Raw genomic sequence first — 22,977 nt, 5'->3', positions numbered from 1 at the left:
CCGGCCCTCTCGCTCTTCCCTGTGGGGCGAACAAGTAATAAGTTACGCGGCTCCCGGCATCGTGGCAAAGCGGCGCGACATCCCGGGCGTGTCGCAACCCGCTCGACGGCCCGCGATCCGCGTGATCATGCGGAAAACGGCGGATGCCGCGGCTGGTTCGGCCGCGGCATCCGCCGTCTCGCTGTCGAGCGTCGCTCGCGCGATCACTCCCACTCGATGGTCCCCGGGGGCTTCGAGGTGACGTCGAGCACCACGCGGTTCACGTCGCGGACCTCGTTCGTGATCCGGTTGGAGATCTTCGACAGCACGTCGTAGGGCAGGCGCGTCCAGTCCGCGGTCATCGCGTCTTCGCTCGAGACGGGACGCAGGACGATCGGATGTCCGTAGGTGCGCCCGTCCCCCTGCACTCCCACCGATCGCACATCGGCGAGCAGCACGACGGGGCATTGCCAGATCTCGGCATCCAGCCCCGCCTTCGTCAGCTCGGCACGGGCGATCGCGTCGGCGTCACGCAGGATCTCGAGACGGTCAGCGGTGACCTCGCCCACGATGCGGATCCCGAGGCCGGGCCCCGGAAACGGCTGGCGTCCGACGATGGCCTCGGGAAGTCCGAGCTCGCGGCCGATGGCGCGGACCTCGTCCTTGAAGAGCGTTCGCAGCGGCTCGATGAGCTCGAACTGCAGGTCTTCGGGCAGGCCGCCCACGTTGTGGTGGCTCTTGATGTTCGCCGTGCCGGCGCCACCGCCGGACTCGACGACATCCGGGTACAGCGTCCCCTGCACGAGGAACCGGATCGGCTCGCCGTCGGCGGCCGCCTCGGCCATCAGGTCGCGCTCGGCCTGCTCGAAGGCGCGGATGAACTCACGCCCGATGATCTTGCGCTTCTGCTCGGGGTCGCTCACGCCGGCGAGGGCCTCGAGGAAACGTTCGCGGGCATCGACCGTGATCAGCCGGACACCCGTCGAGGCGACGTAGTCGTTCTCGACCTGCTCCCTCTCGCCCTTCCGGAGAAGGCCGTGGTCGACGAAGATCGCGGTGAGCTTGTCACCGACCGCCTTGTGCACGAGGGCCGTCGACACGGCCGAGTCGACACCGCCCGAAAGCGCGGAGATCACGCGCCCCGAGCCGACTTGCTCGCGAATGCGCTCAACCTGCTCGGCGATGACGTTGCCGCTGTTCCAGTCGGCCGGGAGCCCCGCCGCCTTGTGCAGGAAGTTCTCGAGCACCTTCTGCCCGTGGTCGGAGTGCTTCACCTCGGGGTGCCACTGCACGCCGTAGAACTTGCGCGTGTCGTTCGCGAAGGCGGCCACGGGCGTGGCTGCTGTGCGAGCGAGCACCTCGAATCCCTCGGGCGCGCGCGAGACCTGGTCTCCGTGACTCATCCAGACGTTCTGCTCGACCGGCTGCCCCTCGAGCAGGGTGCCCTCCGTGACGATGGTCGCGTCGGTGGCGCCGTATTCGCGGAGTCCGGTGTTGGCGACCTCACCGCCCAGGCTCTGGGCCATCACCTGGAATCCGTAGCAGATCCCGAGGGTCGGGACGCCGAGATCGAACACCCCGGGGTCGATCGCCGGGGCGCCGGGTTCGTACACCGACGACGGACCGCCGGAGAGGATGATGCCCACCGGCTCCTTCGCCGCGATCTCCTCGGCGGTCGCGGTGTGCGGGACGAGTTCGCTGTAGACGCCCGCTTCGCGCACGCGACGGGCGATGAGCTGGGCGTACTGCGCGCCGAAGTCGACGACGAGGACAGGACGCTGCGACGTTTCAGTCTGGGTGGTCACCGGGTGCCTTCCGTGGCGGGGATGGATGCGGCGGCCTCAGCGGCTTCGCGCTCGGCGAGGTAGGTCCTCACCTCGCGTGCGACGCGGGCCTCCATGAAGAACGACAGGGCGGGCACGACGCCGCCGAGTGCGAGCAGGATGAAGCGGGGGAACGACCAGCGCATGAGACTCCATACGCGGAAGCAGGAGAACAGATACACGACGTAGAACCAGCCGTGCACGACGAGGATCGCGAGCGAGATGTTGAAGCCGTCGCCCGTCGAGAGCATCTCGCACGAGTTCGTCTGCGGCAGGAACAGCGACCACCACTCGCAGTCGGCACCGGCGATCACGGGCGCGAACCAGAGCAGACCACCCGACCCGCCGGCGAAGAGCTCGGTGTGGATCGGGGTGTACTTCAGGATCATCTCGGCGAGCAGGAGCAGCAGGCCGACACCCGTGATCACCGAACAGATCTGGTAGAAGCGCAGTGCGTTCCGGATCGCCGGGAACGTGGCGAGTTTCGGGGCGCGAGGCATGGGGTCCAGTCTAGTCGCGGCCCGGCGGGACGCTTCCCGCGGCGGGGACGTCAGCGTCCTCGCGTTCGTCCTCGAGGTCTTCGAGCTCTTTCTCCCATGCGTCCTTGGCCAGGCGGTACCACATGTAGAAGGCGAAGCCCGCGAACACCGCCCACTCGACGGCGTAGAAGATGTTGAGCCAGTTCACGTTCGACCGCTCGTCCGGCGCCGGCGAGTGGATCGCGGTCAGGCCCCCGAACGACTCCGCGGACGTGAGGTAGCCGCGGTAGACGTCGAGCCCCGCCGTGTCGTGCCAGCGGCTGAGCAGCGCGGCGGGCGACATCCGCGTCATCTCCTGCGGATCGGCGCCACGCCCCGGCAGCGCGGGGCCTTCGTCGGAGATGATGCGTCCCGTGAGGGCGACATCCTGCGGCGGATCGGCGTCGAGTGCCGCCGCGGCGGCATCCGCCTCGGCTCGGTCGGCCGTCCACCCCACCGCGACGGCGAGCGAGGTCGGATCGGACGACCGCGCGGACTCGGGATCGACCCGGAGCTGACCGGTCACCCAGTACCCCTCCTCGCCGCGGTCGAAGCGCGACGAGACGACCTCGAAGTCGTCGGCGACGAACGACCCGCGCACCTCCACCCGCTGACCGACCAGCGGCTCGGGCAGGTATTCGCCGGGTTCGGCCACATCGGCGAGCGGGCGCACCTGCTCGGTCTGACCCGGCGGGGGCGGCGAGGTGTCGACGGCGCGCGAGAGCTGCCACTGGCCGAGCCACGCGAACACCGCCGCCACGAGCAGCGCGAAGGCGAGCATGCCCAGCCACCACGGGCGCAGCATGACCTCGCGCAGCGTAGGCGCGAAAGCCGCCGCCGGCGCTGCGGAGGGAGCGGAGTCGATCGAGCTCATGTCACCGCACGCTGTACGGCGCCACCACGACCTCCACGCGCTGGAACTCCTTGAGGTCGGAGTAGCCGGTCGTCGCCATCGACTTCTTCAGCGCGCCGATGAGGTTCGCGGTGCCGTCGGCGACCGGCGCCGGGCCGTAGAGCACCTCTTCGAGCGAGCCGACCTGCTCGACCGCCACACGGCGACCGCGGGGAAGCTGAGCGTGGTGGGCCTCGGGTCCCCAGTGGAAGCCCTGGCCGGGGGCATCCGTCGCGCGCGCCAGGGCGACGCCCAGCATCACGGCGTCGGCACCCATCGCGAGCGCCTTGACGATGTCGCCCGACGTGCCGACGCCGCCATCGGCGATGACATGGACGTAACGCCCGCCCGACTCGTCGAGGTAGTCGCGACGTGCTCCGGCGACGTCGGCCACAGCCGTGGCCATCGGAGCGTGCAGGCCCAGGGTCGCGCGGGTGGTCGAGGCGGCGCCGCCGCCGAAGCCGACGAGCACACCGGCCGCCCCCGTGCGCATGAGGTGCAGGGCAGCGGTGTAGGTCGCCGCGCCGCCGACGATCACCGGGACGTCGAGGTCGTAGATGAACTTCTTGAGGTTCAGGGGCTCGTCGACACTCGAGACGTGCTCGGCCGACACCGTCGTGCCGCGGATGACGAACAGATCGACGCCAGCGGCGACGACCGTCTCGTACAGCTCCTGGGTGCGCTGCGGGGTGAGCGAGCCGGCCACCGTGACGCCCGCCGCGCGGATCTCGGCCAAGCGATCGCGCACGAGCCCGGGCTTGATCGGCTCGGCGTAGAGCTCCTGCATGCGTCGGGTCGCCGACGCATCAGGCAGTCCCGCGATCTCGGCGAGCAGGGGCTCGGGGTCGTCGTATCGCGTCCAGAGCCCCTCGAGGTCGAGCACGCCCAGTCCGCCGAGCTGACCGAGCATGATCGCCGTGCGGGGACTGGTGACGGAGTCCATCGGAGCGCCGAGCACCGGGATCGAGAACTGGAACGCATCGATCGACCAAGCGGTCGACACGTCCTCGGTGTTGCGGGTGCGCCGCGAGGGCACCACCGCGATGTCGTCGAACGCGTAGGCCCGACGGGCGCGCTTGGCGCGGCCGAGCTCGATCTCCATGGTCACCCCTCCAGCCTACCGGCCGGCCCGGACGCGACGTCCGGACCGGCCGTCCGCTCAGCGAGCACGGGCGACGCGCTGCTCGTCCCAGACCGCCTCGCCCGACTCGTAGACGCGTCCGTCTCCACCGAAGACGACGAACCGATCGAACGAGCGCGCGAACCAGCGGTCGTGCGTGACCGCGAGGACCGTCCCCTCGAACGCGGCGAGCGCGTGCTCGAGGGCCTCGGCCGACGTGAGGTCGAGGTTGTCGGTCGGCTCGTCGAGCAGCAGCAGCGTGGCCCCGGAGAGCTCGAGCAGCAGCACCTGGAACCGCGCCTGCTGACCGCCCGAGAGGCTGTCGAAGCTCTGCTCGGCCTGGCGGACGAGCCCGTAGCGGTCCAGCGCCGAGCTCGCGGCATCCCGTGGCATCCCGGCTCGGCGGTCGTCGCCCCGATGCAGGATCTCCAGCAGGGTGCGGCCGGCGAACTCCGGATGCCGGTGGGTCTGGGCGAACCAGCCCGGGACGACTCGCGCCCCGAGCGTGACGCTGCCGGCGTGAGCGACCGGCTCGAGGGCGGCACCGACGGTGGTGACGTGCCCGAGCAGTGCGTCGGGCGCTGTGCCGCCGGCTGCGAGCAGCCGCAGGAAGTGGGACTTCCCCGAACCGTTGGAGCCGAGCACGGCCACGCGATCGCCGAACCAGACCTCGAGGTCGAACGGCTGCATGAGGCCGATGAGCTCGAGTCCATCGGCGACGACCGCGCGCTTGCCAGTACGCGACCCGCGCAGGCGCAGCTGGAGGTTCTGCTCGGCCGGGCGCTCCTCGGGCGGGCCGGCCTCCTCGAACCGGCGCAGGCGCGTCTGGGCCGCCCGGTACCGCGAGGCGAAGTCGTCGCTCGCGGCCGCCTTCACCTTCATGTCGGCGACGAACTTCTTCAGTTTCGCGTGCTCCTCGTCCCACCGACGGCGCAGCTCGTCGAGGCGGGCCATCCGGTCGTCGCGGGCGCGGTGGTAGGTCTCGAAGCTCCCGCCGTGGACCCACGCCGTGCTGCCTGCTCCCCCGGCCTCGAGCGTCACGATGCGGTCGGCGGCGCGCGCGAGCAGCTCTCGGTCGTGCGAGACGAGCAGGACCGTCTTGGTCGTCTCGCGCAACCGCTCCTCGAGCCAGCGCTTGCCCGGGACGTCGAGGTAGTTGTCGGGCTCGTCGAGCAGGAGCACCTCATCGGGTCCGCGCAGCAGCGCCTCGAGAGCGAGCCGCTTCTGCTCGCCGCCCGACAGGGTCGTCAGCTCGCGATAGCGCGCCCGCTCGAACGGGACGCCGAGAGCCGCCGTCGTGCAGGTGTCCCATACGGTCTCGTACTCGTAGCCGCCGGCGTCGGCGTAGTCGGCGATCGCGGCGGCGTAGCGCATCTGGGTGTCGAGCTCGTCGGAGGCGATCACGGCGTTCTCGGCGTCATCCAGCTCGCGGGCGGCGAGGCGGACGCGATCGGGCGCGACCGAGATGAGCAGGTCGTGGACGGTCTCACCGGCGACGCCGTGCCCGACGAACTGGTCCATGACCCCGAGCCCGCCGTCGATCTGGACGACGCCGCCGTGGGCCGCGGCATCCCCGCGGATGATGCGCAGCAGCGTCGTCTTTCCCGCGCCGTTCTGACCGATCAGCGCGGTCGTCGAGCCCGCGCCGACACGGAACGTCACCTCGTCGAGCAGCGGCCTGCCGTCGGGGAGGGTGTACGAGACACCTTGGATGTCGAGCGATCCCATCGTGGACCGGGCCTTTCCGCTCCACTGCGGAGCCGACCAGGCTATCGCATCGCGGCGCGCGCGCCCGCGTACCTCGGAGAATCGGACGAGACTCGGATGCTGGGGCCGAATGCGTCCGAGAATGACGCGATTCTCCGAAGTCGGCCGTAGTCGCGCACAGCGGCGCGGCGGCGGGTGGGATGCTGGCCGCATGAGTCGCATCGTGATCATCGGCGCTGGTGTCATGGGCCTCGCCACCGCATGGGCACTGACCCGGCGCGGTGAACGGCCCATCGTGCTCGAGCGCTTCGGGCGCGGACACACGCACGGGGCCTCGCACGGCGAGACACGCAACTTCAACAACGCCTACGCCGACACCCACTATCTCGACCTGCTGCAGCGAGCGCGCGAGGGCTGGGATGCGCTCGGCGAGGTCGGCGGCGAGCCACTGCTGCGGCGGCACGGGCTCGTGACCCACGGGGTCGGCAGTGACCTCGGCGGTGCCGCCGACGGCGACGCGGGGCTCGAGACGATCGCCCGGAGCCTGCGCGAACGCGGCATCCCGGTCGAGATGCTCGCGGCGGCGGAGGCGGGTGCGCGCTGGCCCGGGATGCGGTTCGAGACGGATGTGCTGTTCTCGTCGGACGCCGGTGTCGCGCGGGCGTCGGCGGCGATGCTCGAGCTCGAGCGGCGCGTGCTCGCCGCCGGTGGAGAGGTGCGCTGGGGCGCGCCGGTGACGCGGGTCGACGACCTCGGCGAGCACGGTGCGCGCGTGCAGCTCGCAGACGGAGGAGAGATCGAGGCGGATGTCGTCGTCGCGACGGTCGGCGCCTGGACCGAGCGCCTGCTGCGCGGCATCCGCTTGCCGCGCCTGACGGTGACCGAAGAGACTCCGGCGCATTTCGCTCCGACGACCGGCCCGTGGCCCTCGTTCAACCATCGGCTCGACCCGGCGCGCTACCCGGCGCCGGTCTACGGCATGCCGACGCTGGGCGAAGGCGTGAAGGTCGGATTCCACCGCGTCGGAGACGTCGTCGACCCTGACGAGCGGCCCCACCGTGTGACGCACCACGACACGCTCGTCGACTACGTGCGCGAATGGATGCCGGGCCTCGACCCGGGCTCCGCTGTACACCTGTCGTGCACCTACACCTCGACCGATGACAGCGCGTTCGTGCTCGACCGCGTCGGCTCGGTCGTGGTGGGCGCGGGGTTCTCGGGCCACGGCTTCAAGTTCGCGCCCGGTGTCGGGGCGACTCTCGCCGACCTCGCCCTCGATGCGGCGGCTCGCGCGGCCGCGCCGTTCCGGCTGCCCGCGGCCTGAACGCGGGCGAGGGCGGTGCGAAGTTCGGAGGATGCGGCGAAGTTCGGACCGATCGGCTCGATCCCTCCGAGTTCGACGCGATTCTCCGAAGTTCGCGGGCGGTCCCTGCCCGGCGCGACTCACGGCCACAGGTGGAGTCGCTGAGCGAGAGCGCGCTGCAGGGTGCGCTGGACGGCGGCACGCTCGTGCACCACCTGCCGGTACGTGAAGCGCAGCACCGTGTAGCCGCGCAGCCGCAGGTCGGCGTCGTGGGCGACGTCCGCGGTGCGCTGCGCGCTCGAGGAGTGGAACGCGAATCCGTCGACCTGAACGACCAGCGCCTCGCCGATGAGGCCGTCGACGAATTGGCCGGCGATGCGGGCCTGTTGCACGACGGCGACACCGCGCTCGCGTAAGGGGGCGAAGATCAGCGTCTCCAGGCCGGAGTCGGATAGTCCCGTCACAGCGGAGGCGAGCTCACGCGCGGCGATGGAGGTCCAGGGCACCGCCCGCAGGGCTTCGGGCGCCAGAGCTTCGGCGCGGGATGCCGATTCCCACACCACGAGCGCCTCGTCGCGCGACAGGCATTGGGCGATGTGGCCGAGAGCGTCCTCGATCCCGGCTTCGAGATCCGACCGCGCGACGGGGCAGAGCGCCCGCGTCCAGTGGGCGCTGACGTCGGCGCCGATGAGGCCCGACGACGAGGCGCGCGGCAAGAGGTGGACGTGGTGTCGTTCGCGAATGCCGTCGGGAACCCACCAGCCGCGCCGCCGCGCGAGCGAGACGCACGTGAGCCTACCGCCGGCGGCATCCACCCAGTCGGCCACTTCGGAGGGAGCAGGACGGCGCGGCATCCCGTCATCGTGACGGCGCTTCGCCGCCGCGCGGCATCCGGACCCGAGAACTCGGGACGACAGCGCGCCACGGCGAGCTGGGGAGGAGCCGCCGCGCACGTCCTTCGTCGGAGAATGCGACGAAGGACGTGCGATCCGCGGGGATCGGTCCGACCTTCGTCAGAATCTCCGAGCTTCGGGCCCGGGGGTCAGCGCTTGTAGTTCGGGGCTTCCACCACGATCTGAACATCGTGGGGGTGGGACTCCTTGAGCCCGGCCGAGGTGATGCGGACGAACTTGCCGCGAGCCTTGAGCTCTTCGACGGTGCGGGCGCCGACATAGAACATCGACTGCCGCAGTCCCCCGATGAGCTGGTAGGCCACGGCCGACACGGGGCCGCGATAGGCCACCTGGCCCTCGATCCCCTCGGGGATGAGCTTGTCGTCGCTCGGCACATCGGCCTGGAAGTAGCGGTCCTTCGAGTACGAGGTCTTCTTGCCACGGGTCTGCAGCGCACCGAGCGAACCCATGCCGCGGTACTGCTTGAACTGCTTGCCGCCCTGGAAGACGATCTCGCCCGGCGACTCGTCGGTTCCGGCGAGCAGCGACCCGAGCATGACCGAGTCGGCACCGGCGACGAGGGCCTTGGCGATATCGCCCGAGTACTGCAGGCCGCCGTCGGCGATGATCGGGATGCCGGCTTCGCGCGCGGCCAGCGATGCTTCGTAGATCGCGGTGACCTGGGGAACACCGACTCCGGCGACGACGCGCGTGGTGCAGATCGAGCCCGGCCCGACGCCGACCTTGACGGCATCCACACCCGCGTCGATGAGGGCCTGCGCGCCCTCGCGGGTCGCGACGTTGCCGCCGATGACGTCGATGTGCTCGAAGGATGCGTCGGCCTTGAGCCGCTTGACCATGTCGATGACGCCCGCGGACTGGCCGTTCGCGGTGTCGACCACGATCACGTCGACACCGGCGTCGCGGAGGGCCTCGGCCCGCTGCCACGCGTCACCGAAGAAGCCGATGGCCGCGCCGACGCGCAGGCGTCCCTGGTCGTCCTTCGTGGCGAGGGGGTACTTCTCGCTCTTGTCGAAGTCCTTGATCGTGATGAGACCGGCGAGCTTGCCCTCGCCGTCGAGGAGGGGCAGCTTCTCGACGCGGTGGTGGGCGAAGAGCGCGATGACCTCGTTCGCACCGATGCCGACCCGCCCGGTGACCAGGTTCTCGCTCGTCATGACGTCGCGCACCTTGGTGGTCTGACGCTCGAAGCCCGAGACGAAGCGCATGTCGCGGTTCGTGACGATGCCGAGCAGATGCCCCTCGTCGTCGATGACGGGCAGTCCCGAGATGCGGTACTGCCCGCAGAGCGCGTCGACCTCTTCGATCGTGGCGTCGGGGGTCGTGGTGATCGGGTCGGTGATCATCCCCGACTCGCTGCGCTTGACCCGGTCGACCATCGCCGCCTGCTCCTCGATGGAGAGGTTGCGGTGGATGATCCCGATGCCGCCTTCGCGGGCGATCGCGATCGCCAGGCGCGCCTCGGTGACGGTGTCCATCGCGGCCGACAGCAGGGGCGTCGCCACGGTGATGCGGCGCGTCACGCGCGACGACGTATCGGCCTCGGACGGGATGACGTCGGTGTGCCCCGGCAGGAGCAGGACGTCGTCGTAGGTGAGGCCGACGAATCCGAACGGGTCGTTGTAGTCGCTCATGCGCACTCCTTGAAAGTCTCAACGATTCTAAGCGCCCGGCGCCGCGCGGCATTCCCGCGCCCGAGATCCGCGAAACGACACACCGCATTCGTTGTTGCGCACCGGAAACACGCAAGCAACAATCAGCGCATACGTTCAGGTGTCGCCGAAGCCACCAGCAGAACCGGTACCTCTCGGCGTTCGTCCACTTATCTCAGGAGGTGCCAGTGGCGATCACTTCGATGACGCGCGCTGCTCGTCGCCCGAGGCGCATGTTCTCGACGTTGATCGCCGGCCTCCTGGCCGCCGTGGCGTTCCTGGGCATCGCCTCCCCCGCCCTCGCCGCAGGCGACGACGCCGAGTCGTTGCCGTTCACGATCGCGGGCAACGTCCGCACCGGCGGTGAACCCGTCGAGGGAGTCACCATCGTCGTGACCGGCGGCGACTTCGAAGCCGAAGGCGAGACGAACGAGAGAGGCAGCTTCTCGATCGGCGTTCCGACCAAGGACGTCGCCTACACCGTCGAGCTCGTCGAAGACAGCCTCCCCTCGGGGGTGTCGGTTCCGGAGGGCTTCGAGTCCACCATCGAGGTGGAGTTCGGCGCGACCAGCACGATCACACGCAACTTCACCCTCGAAGCGGCCGAGCGGCAGACGACGAGCTTCGTCGACCAGCTGCTCTCCCGCGCGGTCAACGGGCTGAACTTCGGTCTCATGCTGGCCCTCGCCGCGATCGGCCTCTCGCTCGTGTTCGGCACGACGGGACTGTCGAACTTCGCCCACGGCGAGATGGTCACCTTCGGCGCGCTCGCCGCGCTGCTGTTCTCAGCCGGCTTCAGCCTGCCGATCTGGATCGCGATCCCATTGGCGGTCGCCGTGTCGGCGCTGTTCGGGCTGACGATGGATGCCGGCCTGTGGCGACCGCTGCGACGCCGCGGCCTCGGCACCGTGCAGCTCATGATCGTCTCGATCGGCCTCTCGCTCGCGCTGCGCTACGTCTTCCAGATGTTCGTCGGCGGCGGGACGGCGCAGCTCCCCGGCGGTTCGACCTCGGTCATCCCCGGACTCGGCCCCGTCCGTCTCACCCTCACCGACGTGATCAGCATGGGTGTCTCGCTCGTGGTCATCGCCGGCTTCGCCTGGTGGCTGATGCGCACGAGGATCGGCCGCGCGACGCGGGCCGTCTCGGACAACCCCTCGCTCGCCGCCGCCAGCGGCATCGACGTCGACGCGGTGGTGCGGGTCGTCTGGGTGGTCGCCGCAGCCCTCGCCGGCCTCTCCGGTGTCCTGTGGGCCTACTTCCGCCCGGGCATCAAGTGGGACATGGGCACGAGCATCCTGCTGCTCATCTTCGCCGCCGTCACGCTCGGCGGTCTCGGGACCGCCTTCGGCGCGCTCGTGGGCGCCATCATCGTGGGGCTCCTCGTCGAGGTGTCGACGCTGTGGATCCCCTCCGACCTCAAGTACGTCGGCGCGCTGGTCGTGCTGATCGTCATCCTGCTGTTCCGCCCGCAGGGTCTCCTCGGGCGCCGAGAGCGAATCGGATAGGCATCGTGAACTTCCTTCAGATCCTCAGCAACACCGCGGCGCAGATCCTCGCCCCGGCGACCCTCGGGTACATCCTCGCCGCCATCGGCCTCTCGGTTCACTTCGGCTTCGCGGGCCTGCTGAACATGGGTGTCGCCGGGTTCATGGCGATCGGCGCCTACGGGTTCGCCATCTCGATCCTCACCTTCGGGCTCGCGTGGCCGGTGGCAGCGCTCGTCGGCCTCATCGCCGCCGTGATCTTCGCGCTCGTCATGGGCATCCCGACCCTCCGGCTGCGCGGCGACTACCTCGCGATCGTGACGATCGCAGCTGCCGAGGTGCTGCGCCTGCTCTTCCTGACGTCGGCGTTCCGCAACCAGACGGGATCGGCCGACGGTCTCTCGGGCTTCCAGGCCGGATTCCGCGCCAGCAACCCGCTTCCTCCCGGTCGGTGGGGTTTCGGGCCGTGGACCTACCAGTCGGACCAGTGGTGGGTCATCATCGTCGGGATCATCACGATCGCGATCGTGGTCGTGCTGGTCTGGCTGCTCATGAGCAGCCCGTGGGGGCGCGTCATCCGCGGCATCCGCGAGGACGAGGACGCCGTGCGCTCGCTCGGCAAGAACGTCTTCGCCTTCAAGATGCAGGCGCTCATCGTCGGCGGCGTCATCATCGCGGCGGGCGGCATCGTCACCGCCATGGGGACCAACGTCAACCCGAACGTCTACGTCACCTCGCAGACGTTCTACGTCTGGACGGCGCTGCTGCTCGGCGGCGCGGCCACCATCTTCGGCCCGGTGCTCGGCGCCGTGCTCTTCTGGGTGGTGCGCGCGTTCCTGTCGAACCTGCTGCCGGCCCTCGTCAACATCGGCTGGCTGCCGTTCCTGACCAGCGAGCAGAGCCAGATGCTCGTGTTCGTGCTGGTCGGCGTCGCGCTCATGCTGCTGGTGATCTTCCGCCCGCAGGGCATCCTCGGAAGCAAGAAGGAGCTGACCTTTGTCCGCTGATGTCGTACCCCCGACGCCGCGCCCCAAGGCGACCGGCCTGCACAAAGACGACGGCAGCGGCGAGGTCCGCCCCGGCGTCGCGAAGAACGACCCCATCATCGTCGCCGACGGCGTCAAGCGCGTCTTCGGCGGCCTGACCGCGGTCGATGTCGAGCACCTCGAGATTCCGCGCGGTGCCATCACCGCCCTGATCGGACCGAATGGCGCCGGCAAGACCACGCTGTTCAACCTCCTCACCGGCTTCGACAAGCCCAACGCGGGGTCGTGGTCGTTCGACGGGACCAACCTGGCCGGCATCCCTGCCTTCAAGGCGGCCCGCATGGGCCAGGTGCGCACGTTCCAGCTGACGAAGTCGCTCGGTCTGCTCACGGTGCTCGAGAACATGAAGCTCGGTGCCCCGAAGCAGACCGGCGAGGGGATCTTCGCCGGCATCCTCCCCTTCCTCTGGCGCAAGCAGGAGGCGGAGATCGAGGAGAAGGCGCGGGGCCTGCTCGCGCGGTTCAAGCTCGACACGAAAGAGAAGGACTTCGCCGCGTCGCTCTCGGGCGGACAGCGCAAGCTCCTCGAGATGGCCCGTGCGCTCATGAGCGATCCCGTGCTCGTCATGCTCGACGAGCCGATGGCCGGGGTGAACCCCGCGCTGACGCAGTCGTTGCTCGACCACATCCTCGACCTGAAGGACCTCGGCATGACCGTGGTCTTCGTCGAGCACGACATGCACATGGTGCGCCACATCGCCGACTGGGTGGTCGTGATGGCCGAAGGACGCGTCGTCGCCGAGGGCCCGCCCGACACCGTGATGCAGAACCCCGCCGTGATCGACGCGTATCTCGGCGCGCATCAGGACGTCGACCTCGGCGTCGTGACGGGCCGCCACGCCGGCGAGCTGCCGCCCGAGGCGGAGGAACTCGTCGAGACCGTGCACGAGCTCGACCAGGCGATCGTAGAGGCGCCGACCACGGATGCCGCGGGTGTTCCGGATGCCGCGGGTGCCGCGGATGCCGACAAGGATGGGGACCGCAAGTGACCGAGAACGTCGTCGAGCTGTCCGACGTGCACGCGGGGTATCTGCCCGGCGTGAACATCCTCAACGGCGCGAACCTCACCGCCGCCCCCGGTGAGCTCGTGGGGATCATCGGCCCGAACGGCGCCGGCAAGTCCACGATGCTCAAGGCGATCTTCGGTCAGGTGAAGGTGCGCTCCGGTTCGGTGAAGCTGAACGGCGAGGAGATCACGGGGCTGCGCGCCAACAAGCTCGTCTCGAAGGGCGTCGGCTTCGTGCCGCAGACGAACAACGTCTTCCCGAGCCTGACGATCGCCGAGAACCTGCAGATGGGGGCGTACCAGCGACCGAAGGTCGTCGCGGAGCGCACCGACTTCGTGACATCCATCTTCCCCGATCTCGCCAAGCGGCTGCAGCAGCGGGCGGGATCGCTGTCGGGCGGCGAACGTCAGATGGTCGCCATGGGGCGCGCGCTCATGATGGACCCGTACGTCCTGCTGCTCGACGAGCCGTCGGCGGGCCTGTCGCCGTCGCGTCAGGACGAGGCGTTCCTGCGGGTGTCGGAGATCAATAAGGCGGGCGTGACGACGATCATGGTCGAGCAGAACGCCCGGCGCTGCCTGCAGATCTGCGACCGCGGGTACGTCCTCGACCAGGGTCGCGACGCCTACACGGGGACCGGCCGCGAGCTGCTCAACGACCCCAAGGTCATCGGCCTGTACCTCGGCACCCTGGGCACCTGACGCCTGGTTTGGCTGGCTTCGCCTGGTTTGGCTGGCTTCGCCTGGCAGTTCTCGCCCCTTCTCACACGCGGAAGGGGCCTGAGCTGCCAGGCGAAGTGCATTTGACGGCGGCGCTCCTCCCCCACGAGAGAGCTGGGTGGGATGTGCACAGGCGGGGACGCCCGCCCACACGCGGGCCGCGGCCGCCCGCAGGATGAGGGAATGCCGCGACGTCCGGAGCCTTTGCCCGAAGACCTCGACGAGGTGTTCTCGTGCGCCGCGGCATCGGCGTCGGGCATCTCGCCCAAGCGGCTGCGTGCGGCAGACCTCGACACGCCCTTCCGCGGCGTGCGCCGAAGGCGCGGAACAGAGGATGCCGTAGCGTGCGGGCTGCTCGACGACGATCAGGAGGTCCGACGCCGGGTGCTCGACCGCGCGCGAGCCTACTCCCAGATCATGGACGGGCGGGCCTTCTTCTGCGGACGGACGGCAGCGGTGCTCTGGGGGACGAGCGCTCGTCCCCCGAGCGAGCTCGAGGTGGGGGTCGTCGCGCCCGCGCGCGCACCGCGCCGGCACGGCATCCGAGGACGCCAGCTCGCCCCGACGCACGTCGAGGTGACCACTCTCGGAGGCCTGCGGGTGTCGACGCCGGCATCGACGTGGGCGATGCTCGGGCGGGATGCCGGTGTTCGCGAGCTGGTCCGCATCGGCGATGCTCTCGTGCGGGTGCCGCGCGGTGAGCGGGGGCGGCGCCTGCCCGAGGAGCGACTGAGCACGGTCGAGGAGCTGGCTGCCGCCGCCGCCGCGGGGAGACGTGTCGGCTCCGCGAAGCTCGCGGAAGCGCTCGCGCTCATTCGTGAGGGCGCGATGTCGCCGCTGGAGACCGACTTCCGGCTCGTCGTCGTCGCGGCGGGGCTGCCGGAGCCTGTGCTCGACCGTGAGATCCGGGATCGTGCGGGGCGCTTAGCGGGGATCGCGGATGCCGTCTGGCCCGAGTACCGCGTCATCGCCGAGGTCGAGGGCGACCACCACCGCACCTCGAGACGCCAATGGGCGCGCGACATCGAGAAGCACACCGCCTACGTCGCTCTCGGCTTCGAGGTGGTGCGGCTCACCTCCGCGCACATCCGACCCACCGGTTCCGCGGCAGTGGCCCTCGTGGGCGGTGCCCTGCGACGGCGCGGCTGGTCTCCCCCGCGCTGACCACGCTCCGCCTGTCAGCTCGCGCCCACTCCCGAACCAGGAACGGGCGCCAACTGCCACCCCAATCCCAGACCGATGGCCCCACTTGGCAGCTTGCGCCCACTCACGCCCAGAGAGTGGGCGCCAACTGCCAATTCAGCAACTGTGGGCCAACCGGACTGGCCGGGGCGCCGGCACGCCGAGCCGGCGGTCCACGCCACACGTGGCTGCTCGTGCCTGCTCCGCGCCTCCGAAGGGGCGCCAACTGCCAGCTCGGACACCGACCCAGCCCAGGCCCATGCCTTACTTGGCAGCTCGCGCCCACTCACGCCACGAGAGGGGGCGCCGACTGCCAACTCAAGCCCCGACCCCATCCAGACCCGGGCTCACCTGGCAGCTCGCGCGCACTCACGCCACGAGAGGGGGCGCAAACTGCCAACTCAAGCCCCGACCCCGTCCAGACCCCGGGCCCCACCTGGCAGCTCGCGCCCACTCACGCCAAGAGAGCGGGCGCAAACTGCCAACTCGAGCCCCGACCCCATCCAGACCCGGGCTCACCTGGCAGCTCGCGCCCGCTCACGCCCCGAGAGGGGGCGCCAACTGCCAACTCGAACCCCGGCCCCGAGCCCAGCCCGCACCCACCGCACACGACGAGGGCCCCGGCCAGGAGACCGGGGCCCTCGTCGTGGTGATCAGCCGACGCGGACGAACTCGTAGTTGTTGTCGTCGCCGTACTCGAAGACACCGATGGATGCCTCCGTCGGGTCGCCCACCTCGTTGAAGGTGATCGGGCCCGAGACGCCGTCGTAGTCGGCGGCTTCGCCGGCGATGATCAGGTCGGCGCATTCCGCGAAGCTCGTGCACTTCGTGCCGTCACCCGAGCCGCCCGAGACCGCCTGCAGGTTCGCGGCCACGTCGGGGCCCGCCGTCGACCCGGCCTGCAGCGCCGCGAGAGCGAGCAGCACGACCGCGTCATACGACTCCGGCCCGTAGGTGAAGTCCTGAAGCTCGGCGTTGCCGGCACCGGTCCAGAACGCCTGCAGGTTGTCGCGGAAGGTCGCGATCGACGCGGGGTCGACCGCGGGGTAGGTGCCCTTCGCACCCGCCATGGTGCCGGCTTCGAAGTCGTCGCCGAAGTTCGCCAGGTTTCCATCGACGAGGTAGAGCTGCTCGGGGGCCACCTCGGCGCCGATCAGCTCGGGGATGATGGTCTTGACCTCTTCGAACGTGATCAGCGCGATCGCGTCGGGGCCGGCTGCGAGAACATCCTCGACCTGGGCCGAGAAGTTCGTGTCACCGGTGTTGTAGAGCGAGGTTGCGACGACCTCGCCGCCGGCAGCCTCGAACGCGGCCTTGGTGAAGCACGCGAGGCCGGTGCCGTATGCGTCGTTGAGGACGATCATGCCGAGCGTCTCGTTGCCGTCGGCGCCGATCAGGTTACCGAGCACTTCGCCCTGCAGCACGTCGGAGGGAGCGGTGCGCCAGTACAGGCCGTTGTCCTTGTAGCCGGTGAAGGCCGCGGAGGTGTTGGCGGGCGAGAACTGGATGGCGTTCGCGGCGATCACCTGGTCGATGAACTGCAGCGACGTACCGGAGGATGCCGCACCGATGATCGCCGTGGCGCCTTCGCCCAGCAGTCGGGGGATCTCGGTCTCGTAGGCCTTGTTGTCGGTGTCACCCGAGTCGCCCTGCTTCAGGTCGATCGTGATGCCCTTGCCCGCGGCGTTGATCTCGGAGGCGGCGAACTCGGTCGCCGAGATCTCGGGCGGGCCGAGGAAGGCGAGGTTGCCGGTCACGGGCAGAGCCGTGCCGATCGTGTAGGTGAGGTCGGTTCCGGGACCGGTCGAGGTCGAGGTGTACTCCGGCGTGTACGACGCGGGCGCGGCCGCGTCGCAGTCGATCGGGAAATCGGCCGAGGTGTTCCCGCCGGCGTCGCCCGACGCAGCGGGTTCGCTGTCTCCGGCACAGCCTGCGAGGACGAGGGCACTCGCGCCGATCACGGCGATACCGCCGAGGACCTTCGCGGTGCGGGAACGGGTGAGAACGCCCATTGTGCTCCTTGATGAGTGGGAACGCGGCACCGAAGCCCCGCGAGGTTGGGTTAAACCTAGTGGCGCTCTCGCGTCGGCGATGTTGCGATGTGTTAACGGTCTGTTACGCGACCCAATCGTTATCTCCGGCGCCGCGTGAACCCCGACGTTCCGCGGCGGAGCCCGGCGCCACGACCCTCATCGGGCCGATCAGACGAGCCGGAATACGACGCTGCGGTCAGGCTCCCCGCTCCCGTGCGGCGGACTCAGACGACGGGCGCGACATCGGATGCCGCGTCGGCGCGCTTGGATCGACGGGCGGCGCGCAGCGAGTCGACGCTGAGTACGACGAGGGCGAGCCAGACGAGCCCGAACCCGATCCAGCGCTCGAGCGGCATCGGCTCGCCGAGGATCCAGGCGCCCGTGATGAACTGCAGGATCGGTGCCGCGAACTGCAGCAGACCGATCACCGTGAGGCTGCTGCGCCGCGCACCTGCCGCGAAGAAGAGGAGGGGCACGGCGGTGACGACGCCGGCGAGGGTCACCAGGGCGGTGTGCCCGGGGCTGACCGAGCCGAACATCAGCCCGCCGGTGACAGCGACGACGATCGCCTGGACGATGGCGACGGGTGCGAGCCAGAGCGATTCGAGGGTCAGCCCGCTGACGGCATCCACCGACGGCCCGATCTGCTTCTTCACCAGCCCATAGGTTCCGAAGCTGGCCGCGAGGGTCAGGGCGATCCAGGGGAATGCGCCGTACCCGACGACGATGACGCCGACCGCGACCGCCGCGATGCCGATCGCGACCCACTGCGCGACCCGCAGCCGCTCCTTCAGGACGAGCACGCCGAGGAGGACCGTGACGATCGGGTTGATGAAATACCCCAGGCTCCCCTCGATCACGTGGCCGGTGAGGGTGCTGATGAGGAAGACCTGCCAGTTCACGTAGATGAGCAGGCCGGCGACGATCGTCCACAGCACCAGCCGCGGCGTGCGCAGGATTGCGATCAGCTTCCCCCAGGCGCGGAGCACCGTGAGGAGGATCGCGCAGAAGACGAGCGAGAAGAGGATGCGCCACGACACGACCTCGAACGGCCCCATCGGGGCGAGCGTGAGGAAGTAGAGGGGCATGAACCCCCACAGGACGTACGCCGAGAAGGCGTAGATCCCACCCAGGGTGCGCTCACGGGCGGGATCGACGGGTGTCACGAGCCAAGCATAGGACGGTCATGACACGTCGCGGTCGTGACGGACTGCCATCCGCCGCCGCGCTTCTGCCATGACGAAGGCCCGGATGCCATGCACCCGGGCCTTCGTGGAAGAGCTCTGCGTCAGCGGACGACGACGGCGAGGACGTCGCGCGCCGAGAGCACGAGGAACTCGTCAGCGCCGAACTTGACCTCGGTTCCGCCGTACTTGCTGTAGATCACGCGGTCGCCGACGGCGACGTCGAGCGGAACACGGTTGCCGTTGTCATCGATGCGGCCGGGGCCCACCGCCACGACCTCGCCCTCCTGGGGCTTCTCCTTGGCGGTGTCGGGGATGACCAGACCACTCGCAGTGGTCTGCTCGGCCTCGACCTGCTTGATGACGATGCGGTCCTCGAGCGGCTTGATGGAAACCGACACGGTCTACCTCTTTCTTCGACAAGACTTGTTGGCAATCTCACCCTGAGAGTGCCAACTCCGAGTGTAGGGGGACGTTGGCACTCACGCAACGCGAGTGCCAACCTACCGCGGCATCCGCCGCCGCCCCCGCGTAGGCTGTCGTGGTGGATCACGCCGAGCTCTCCGCGTTGCTGACCCCCGAGGGCCTCCGTCTGGTCGACACCCTCCGGATCTCATCGACGGCGGATGCCGCCACCGCGGTCTCGCGGCTGCGGCGCGAGGGCCTCTCCCCCGACCTCGTGTCGGCGGTGGTCGGCCAGGCCCGTCTGCGGGAGCGCGCGCGGGCGAAGTTCGGTCCGTTCGCCGACCGGATGCTGTTCACCCGAGCCGGTCTCGAACAGGCCACGCGTCTCGCGGTCGCCGCGCGTCACGCCGGCCGATTCCGCGATGCCGGCATCGCCCGCGTGGCCGACCTCGGCTGCGGGGTCGGCGGCGACGCGCTCGGCTTCGCCGGTATCGGGCTCGAGGTCCTCGCCGTCGACGCCGACGAGATCACCGCCGCCCTGGCCGCCTACAACCTCGCCCCGTTCGGCTCATCGGCCCGGGTACGCCACGGCCGCGCCGAAGAGACCGATCTCACCGGCATCGACGCGGTCTGGCTCGATCCGGCACGTCGAACCTCGGGGCACGGCGAGACGCGCCGCGTCGCGGCATCCGACTACACACCTTCGCTCGAGTGGGCCTTCGGCCTCGCGGAACGGCTGCCGACCGGCATCAAGCTCGGGCCCGCCTTCGACCGTGACGACCTCCCGACCGACGGCGAAGCGCAGTGGATCAGCGCCGATGGGTCGACGATCGAGCTGGTCGTGTGGTCGGGCGCTCTCGCTCGCCCGGGCGTGCGGCGTTCTGCGCTCGTTCTCCGTGGCGACCGCGCCGCCGAGCTCACGGCGCCGGGCGACGCCGCCGACGCCGAGCCGCGCGAGCTCGGCGCCTACCTGCACGAGCCCGACGGCGCCGTCATCCGCGCGCGCCTGATCGGCGATGTGGCCCGCACGCTCGACGCCGGCATGCTCGCGGGCGGGACGGCGTACATGACGTCCGACGCCGGGCGCACCAGTCCGTTCGCCACGACGTTCCGGGTCCGCGAGGTGCTGCCGCTGAAGCCGCGCGACATCGATGCCGCCGTCAAGCGCGCGGGCATCGGCGTCCTCGAGATCAAGAAGCGCGGCGTCGACGTCGATCCGGCGCAGTTCCGCAAGAAGCTCACGCTGTCGGGGAGCGCGTCGGCGACCCTCTTCCTCACCCGCATCGGAGACCGACGCGTCGCCGTCCTCGCGGACCGGGTCGACGCCGACCCCGCCGAAGGGGCTCAGTCCAGCAGCCCGGACTGACTCGCCGACCAGACGAGCCACCCGGCGCTGTACACGATCGACAGCGCCGCCAGGCCGAGCGCCCACACCGCGACGGTGCGGCTCTCCCACGGCCGACGGAAGGCGAGCACGGCCATCACGATCGCGGCGAGGCCGAGCGGGAACGCCCACCCGACGAACAGCGACAGGACGAGGGCGATGATCGCCAGGGCCAACGACCACGCCCCCGATCGGGGCAGGACCTCGGGCGCCGGAGCCCACTCGACCCGCGGCTCAGGCGCGACGGGCTCGATCCGGCCATCGGGCTCGGGAATGTGCAGCAGCGGCGTCGGCTGAGTGAACTCACGCTGGAACCCGCCGCGGTGCTCTCCGGGCAGCGGCGCGGACAGCGGGGCCGGAGCAACGTCGTCGGAGGGCGCATCCACCGCGGGTCGCCGACTGCGCAGCCGGTCGTCGCTCATCAGCGCACCTGGATCTCGGTCACGGGAAGCGTCGAATCAGCGCCGAACGAGAGCGTCGACGGCTCGGCGCCCGAGGAGATGAGCTCGGCGGCGAGCGCCGCGATCATCGCCCCGTTGTCGGTGCACAGGCTCAGCGGCGGGATGCGGACCGCGACTCCGGCGGCAGCGGCGCGTTCGATCGCGACCTCGCGCAGTCGCCGGTTGGCGATGACACCGCCGCCGAGCAGCAGCCGCGGCACGCCGTGCTGAGCGCACGCGTCGAGTGCCTTGGTCACGAGAACATCGACGACGGCTTCGCGGAACGATGCCGCGACGTCGGCGATCGGCACGGTCTCGCCCGCCGCCTGGCGCTGCTCGACCCAGCGCGCCACGGCGGTCTTGAGCCCCGAGAACGAGAAGTCGTACCGGTGCGCGGCCATGTCGGAGGCCCGCGAGAGCCCGCGGGGGAACCGGATCGCGTCGAGGTCGCCGTCCGCCGCGGCGCGATCGATCTCCGGGCCGCCGGGGTAAGGCAGACCGAGGATGCGCGCGATCTTGTCGAATGCCTCGCCGGCGGCGTCATCCATCGTCTCGCCGAGCATCTCGACGTCGGAGACGAGGTCTCGGACGAGGAGGAGCGAGGTGTGTCCGCCACTGACCAGGAGAGCGACGGTGGGGTATTCGACGTCGTCGCCGGTGAGGATGTCGGCGGCGATGTGCCCGACGAGGTGGTTGACGGCGTAGAGCGGCTTCTCGAGCGACACGGCGAGGGCCTTCGCGGCGCCCACGCCGACCATGAGGGCGCCCGCGAGCCCCGGCCCGCTCGTGACGGCGACGGCGTCGAGGTCCGTCAGCGAGACCCCGGCCTCGGCCACGGCGGCCTCGATCGCCGGCTGCAGCGCCTCGAGGTGCGCGCGGGCGGCGACCTCCGGCACGACGCCGCCGTAGCGGGCGTGCTCGGCCATCGAGCTCGCGATCGTATTCGACAGCAGGGTGCGCCCGCGGACGATCCCGATGCCGGTCTCGTCGCAGCTGGTCTCGATCCCCAGCACGAGCGGCTCGGAACGGGTCGGCTCGGTGGTCATCGTTCGGTCCCTCCCTCACCGCGGAGGCTCAGCTGCATGATGATGGCGTCGACGTCGTCCGGTTGGTAGTAGCGCGGCCGGCGCGCGATCTCGACGAAGCCCTCGGAGGCGTAGAGCCGCTGCGCGACCGGGTTGTCGGCGCGCACCTCGAGGAAGACCTCGCGCGCTCCCCGGTCACGGGCCTCGGCGATCAGCGCCCGAAGCAGCCTCCGGCCGCGGCCGGTGCCCCGCCGTGCGGGTTCGAGGGCGAGGGTCTGGATGTCGGCGTCGGCCGCACCGTGCACCGCACGCACGCCGCCGTAGCCGACGACGCGATCGTCCTCGACGTCGACGAGGTACCGGCCGTGCGGCGAGGCGATCTCGGCGGACATGGCCCCGCGGCTCCACGCGTCGGTCGGGAACGACGCTTCCTCGAGCGCCATGATGGCGTCGAGGTCACCGTCCGTGGCGGTGCGCAGGCTCACGTGCCGACCTTCTTCGGCCCGGCGGGAACGGTCACATCGGGGGCACGGAGATACAGCGGCTCCGCGGCGTCGCCGATCGCGATGTCGATCGCTCCCGACGCCAGCCGCTCGGCCGCGACGCGGGCGAGGGCAGCGGCGCTGATCGACGTCGTCTCGGCGAGTTCCGCCGCGGGGGCACCGAAGAGGTCGAGGGGCTCGGTCGCCGCGCGTGGGACGAGGTGCGGATCGACGATGCGCACCGGCATCCCGTTCTCGACGCGGTAGACCGAGACGGCGAGCTCCCGACGGCGGGCATCGGTCACGATCGCGATCGGCTCTCCCTCGACCGGGGCTGCGCCCGGGCTCGCGAACTCGGGATCGACGTGCGCGCGGGCCGCGGCGTCGTGGCTCGCGACCGGGATCAGCGGGATGCCGCGCCCGAGCGCGAACGCGCGCGCGGCGGCGATACCCACCCGCAAGCCCGTGAACGGGCCCGGGCCCATGCCGGCCGCGACGGCAGTGATCTCCGCGGGGCCGACGCCCGCGTCGCCGAAGACGCGCACGAGCAGATCTCCGATGACCTCGGCGTGCCCGCGGGGGTCGGGGCTGACCGCCTCGGCCCGCACGCGACCCGCGGGGTCGACGATCGCGACGGCGGTGCCGATCGAGGTGTCGATGCCCAGAATCACGTCAC

Annotated in this window: 21 protein-coding genes; 7 read left to right on the top strand and 14 right to left on the bottom strand. The window is 70.3% G+C overall.

All coding sequences use genetic code 11. The features are described from left to right. Positions 1–203 precede the first annotated feature (203 nt). The 5 genes from guaA to DEU36_RS15880 are packed head-to-tail and all read right to left on the bottom strand — an operon-like array spanning position 204 to position 6,060. Positions 204–1,784, bottom strand: a complete 1,581-nt coding sequence (gene guaA / locus DEU36_RS15900; protein WP_120265311.1) for a glutamine-hydrolyzing GMP synthase — start codon at positions 1,782–1,784, stop codon at positions 204–206. Further along, positions 1,781–2,302 carry a DUF3817 domain-containing protein gene (locus tag DEU36_RS15895; RefSeq protein ID WP_112617903.1) on the bottom strand — a complete coding sequence of 174 codons (522 nt, stop codon included), beginning with the start codon at positions 2,300–2,302 and terminating at the stop codon, positions 1,781–1,783. Before DEU36_RS15895 ends, guaA begins: the two co-directional genes overlap by 4 nt. Before the next feature lie 10 nt (positions 2,303–2,312). Next, on the bottom strand, positions 2,313–3,194 hold the full coding sequence (locus tag DEU36_RS15890; RefSeq protein WP_396652179.1) for an SURF1 family protein: 882 nt from the start codon (positions 3,192–3,194) through the stop codon (positions 2,313–2,315). Position 3,195: 1 nt separating this feature from the next. Next, entirely contained in the window at positions 3,196–4,314 is a 1,119-nt protein-coding gene (locus DEU36_RS15885) for a GuaB3 family IMP dehydrogenase-related protein (RefSeq protein ID WP_120265310.1), read from the bottom strand. A 57-nt stretch (positions 4,315–4,371) separates the two neighbouring features. Then, positions 4,372–6,060 (bottom strand): ABC-F family ATP-binding cassette domain-containing protein, encoded by a 1,689-nt coding sequence (locus DEU36_RS15880; RefSeq protein ID WP_120265309.1) that lies wholly within the window; start codon positions 6,058–6,060, stop codon positions 4,372–4,374. A 190-nt stretch (positions 6,061–6,250) separates the two neighbouring features. On the opposite strand from DEU36_RS15880, the gene DEU36_RS15875 reads away from it, so the two are divergent. Beyond that, positions 6,251–7,363 (top strand): FAD-dependent oxidoreductase, encoded by a 1,113-nt coding sequence (locus DEU36_RS15875; protein ID WP_120265308.1) that lies wholly within the window; start codon positions 6,251–6,253, stop codon positions 7,361–7,363. Between the two features lie 119 nt (positions 7,364–7,482). Here the strand turns inward: DEU36_RS15875 and DEU36_RS15870 are convergent, their stop codons facing one another. Both DEU36_RS15870 and guaB read right to left on the bottom strand, forming a co-directional pair. Next, positions 7,483–8,196 carry an endonuclease domain-containing protein gene (locus DEU36_RS15870; RefSeq protein ID WP_120265307.1) on the bottom strand — a complete coding sequence of 238 codons (714 nt, stop codon included), beginning with the start codon at positions 8,194–8,196 and terminating at the stop codon, positions 7,483–7,485. Between the two features lie 188 nt (positions 8,197–8,384). Continuing rightward, entirely contained in the window at positions 8,385–9,890 is a 1,506-nt protein-coding gene (guaB, locus tag DEU36_RS15865; RefSeq protein ID WP_120265306.1) for an IMP dehydrogenase, read from the bottom strand. Between the two features lie 251 nt (positions 9,891–10,141). On the opposite strand from guaB, the gene DEU36_RS15860 reads away from it, so the two are divergent. The 5 genes from DEU36_RS15860 to DEU36_RS15840 all read left to right on the top strand — a co-directional run bounded on the left by DEU36_RS15860 (position 10,142) and on the right by DEU36_RS15840 (position 15,330). Continuing rightward, positions 10,142–11,416, top strand: coding sequence for a branched-chain amino acid ABC transporter permease (locus tag DEU36_RS15860; RefSeq protein ID WP_183045446.1), 1,275 nt, complete (start codon positions 10,142–10,144; stop codon positions 11,414–11,416). Positions 11,417–11,421: 5 nt separating this feature from the next. Then, positions 11,422–12,402: a branched-chain amino acid ABC transporter permease gene (locus DEU36_RS15855; RefSeq protein ID WP_120265305.1), complete on the top strand. Its 981-nt coding sequence runs from the start codon at positions 11,422–11,424 to the stop codon at positions 12,400–12,402. After that, positions 12,392–13,429: an ABC transporter ATP-binding protein gene (locus DEU36_RS15850; protein ID WP_120265304.1), complete on the top strand. Its 1,038-nt coding sequence runs from the start codon at positions 12,392–12,394 to the stop codon at positions 13,427–13,429. The genes DEU36_RS15855 and DEU36_RS15850 overlap by 11 nt, the downstream gene beginning before the upstream one ends. Then, a complete protein-coding gene (locus DEU36_RS15845) occupies positions 13,426–14,148 on the top strand; it encodes an ABC transporter ATP-binding protein (protein ID WP_091503903.1) in 723 nt (240 codons plus the stop codon). The genes DEU36_RS15850 and DEU36_RS15845 overlap by 4 nt, the downstream gene beginning before the upstream one ends. A 201-nt stretch (positions 14,149–14,349) precedes the next feature. Beyond that, entirely contained in the window at positions 14,350–15,330 is a 981-nt protein-coding gene (locus tag DEU36_RS15840; RefSeq protein ID WP_120265303.1) for a hypothetical protein, read from the top strand. A gap of 671 nt (positions 15,331–16,001) precedes the next feature. Here DEU36_RS15840 and DEU36_RS15835 read toward each other — a convergent pair. The 3 genes from DEU36_RS15835 to groES form a co-directional block, all read right to left on the bottom strand. Further along, positions 16,002–17,360 (bottom strand): ABC transporter substrate-binding protein, encoded by a 1,359-nt coding sequence (locus DEU36_RS15835; RefSeq protein WP_120265302.1) that lies wholly within the window; start codon positions 17,358–17,360, stop codon positions 16,002–16,004. Positions 17,361–17,605: 245 nt separating this feature from the next. Further along, on the bottom strand, positions 17,606–18,547 hold the full coding sequence (gene rarD / locus DEU36_RS15830; RefSeq protein WP_120265301.1) for an EamA family transporter RarD: 942 nt from the start codon (positions 18,545–18,547) through the stop codon (positions 17,606–17,608). 122 nt (positions 18,548–18,669) lie between these two features. Beyond that, entirely contained in the window at positions 18,670–18,966 is a 297-nt protein-coding gene (gene groES / locus DEU36_RS15825) for a co-chaperone GroES (protein WP_023954390.1), read from the bottom strand. 143 nt (positions 18,967–19,109) lie between these two features. Between groES and DEU36_RS15820 the strand changes: the two genes are divergently transcribed. Further along, positions 19,110–20,336 carry a class I SAM-dependent methyltransferase gene (locus tag DEU36_RS15820; protein ID WP_120265300.1) on the top strand — a complete coding sequence of 409 codons (1,227 nt, stop codon included), beginning with the start codon at positions 19,110–19,112 and terminating at the stop codon, positions 20,334–20,336. Here DEU36_RS15820 and DEU36_RS15815 read toward each other — a convergent pair. From DEU36_RS15815 to tsaB, 4 genes are read right to left on the bottom strand one after another with little or no spacing between them, the layout of a single operon-like run. Next, complete coding sequence (locus DEU36_RS15815) at positions 20,315–20,776, bottom strand: hypothetical protein (RefSeq protein WP_120265299.1); 462 nt, start codon at positions 20,774–20,776, stop codon at positions 20,315–20,317. The genes DEU36_RS15820 and DEU36_RS15815 overlap by 22 nt on opposite strands. Next, positions 20,776–21,840, bottom strand: a complete 1,065-nt coding sequence (gene tsaD / locus DEU36_RS15810; RefSeq protein WP_120265298.1) for a tRNA (adenosine(37)-N6)-threonylcarbamoyltransferase complex transferase subunit TsaD — start codon at positions 21,838–21,840, stop codon at positions 20,776–20,778. Before tsaD ends, DEU36_RS15815 begins: the two co-directional genes overlap by 1 nt. Further along, a complete protein-coding gene (rimI, locus tag DEU36_RS15805) occupies positions 21,837–22,304 on the bottom strand; it encodes a ribosomal protein S18-alanine N-acetyltransferase (protein WP_120265297.1) in 468 nt (155 codons plus the stop codon). Before rimI ends, tsaD begins: the two co-directional genes overlap by 4 nt. After that, positions 22,301–22,972, bottom strand: a complete 672-nt coding sequence (tsaB, locus tag DEU36_RS15800; protein WP_120265296.1) for a tRNA (adenosine(37)-N6)-threonylcarbamoyltransferase complex dimerization subunit type 1 TsaB — start codon at positions 22,970–22,972, stop codon at positions 22,301–22,303. Before tsaB ends, rimI begins: the two co-directional genes overlap by 4 nt. Positions 22,973–22,977: the final 5 nt, after the last annotated feature.

Source organism: Microbacterium sp. AG238 (assembly GCF_003610405.1).
GTDB lineage: Bacteria > Actinomycetota > Actinomycetes > Actinomycetales > Microbacteriaceae > Microbacterium.
Note: the sequence above shows the minus strand (reverse complement) of the source record. Positions and strands in the feature narration are given on the sequence as shown.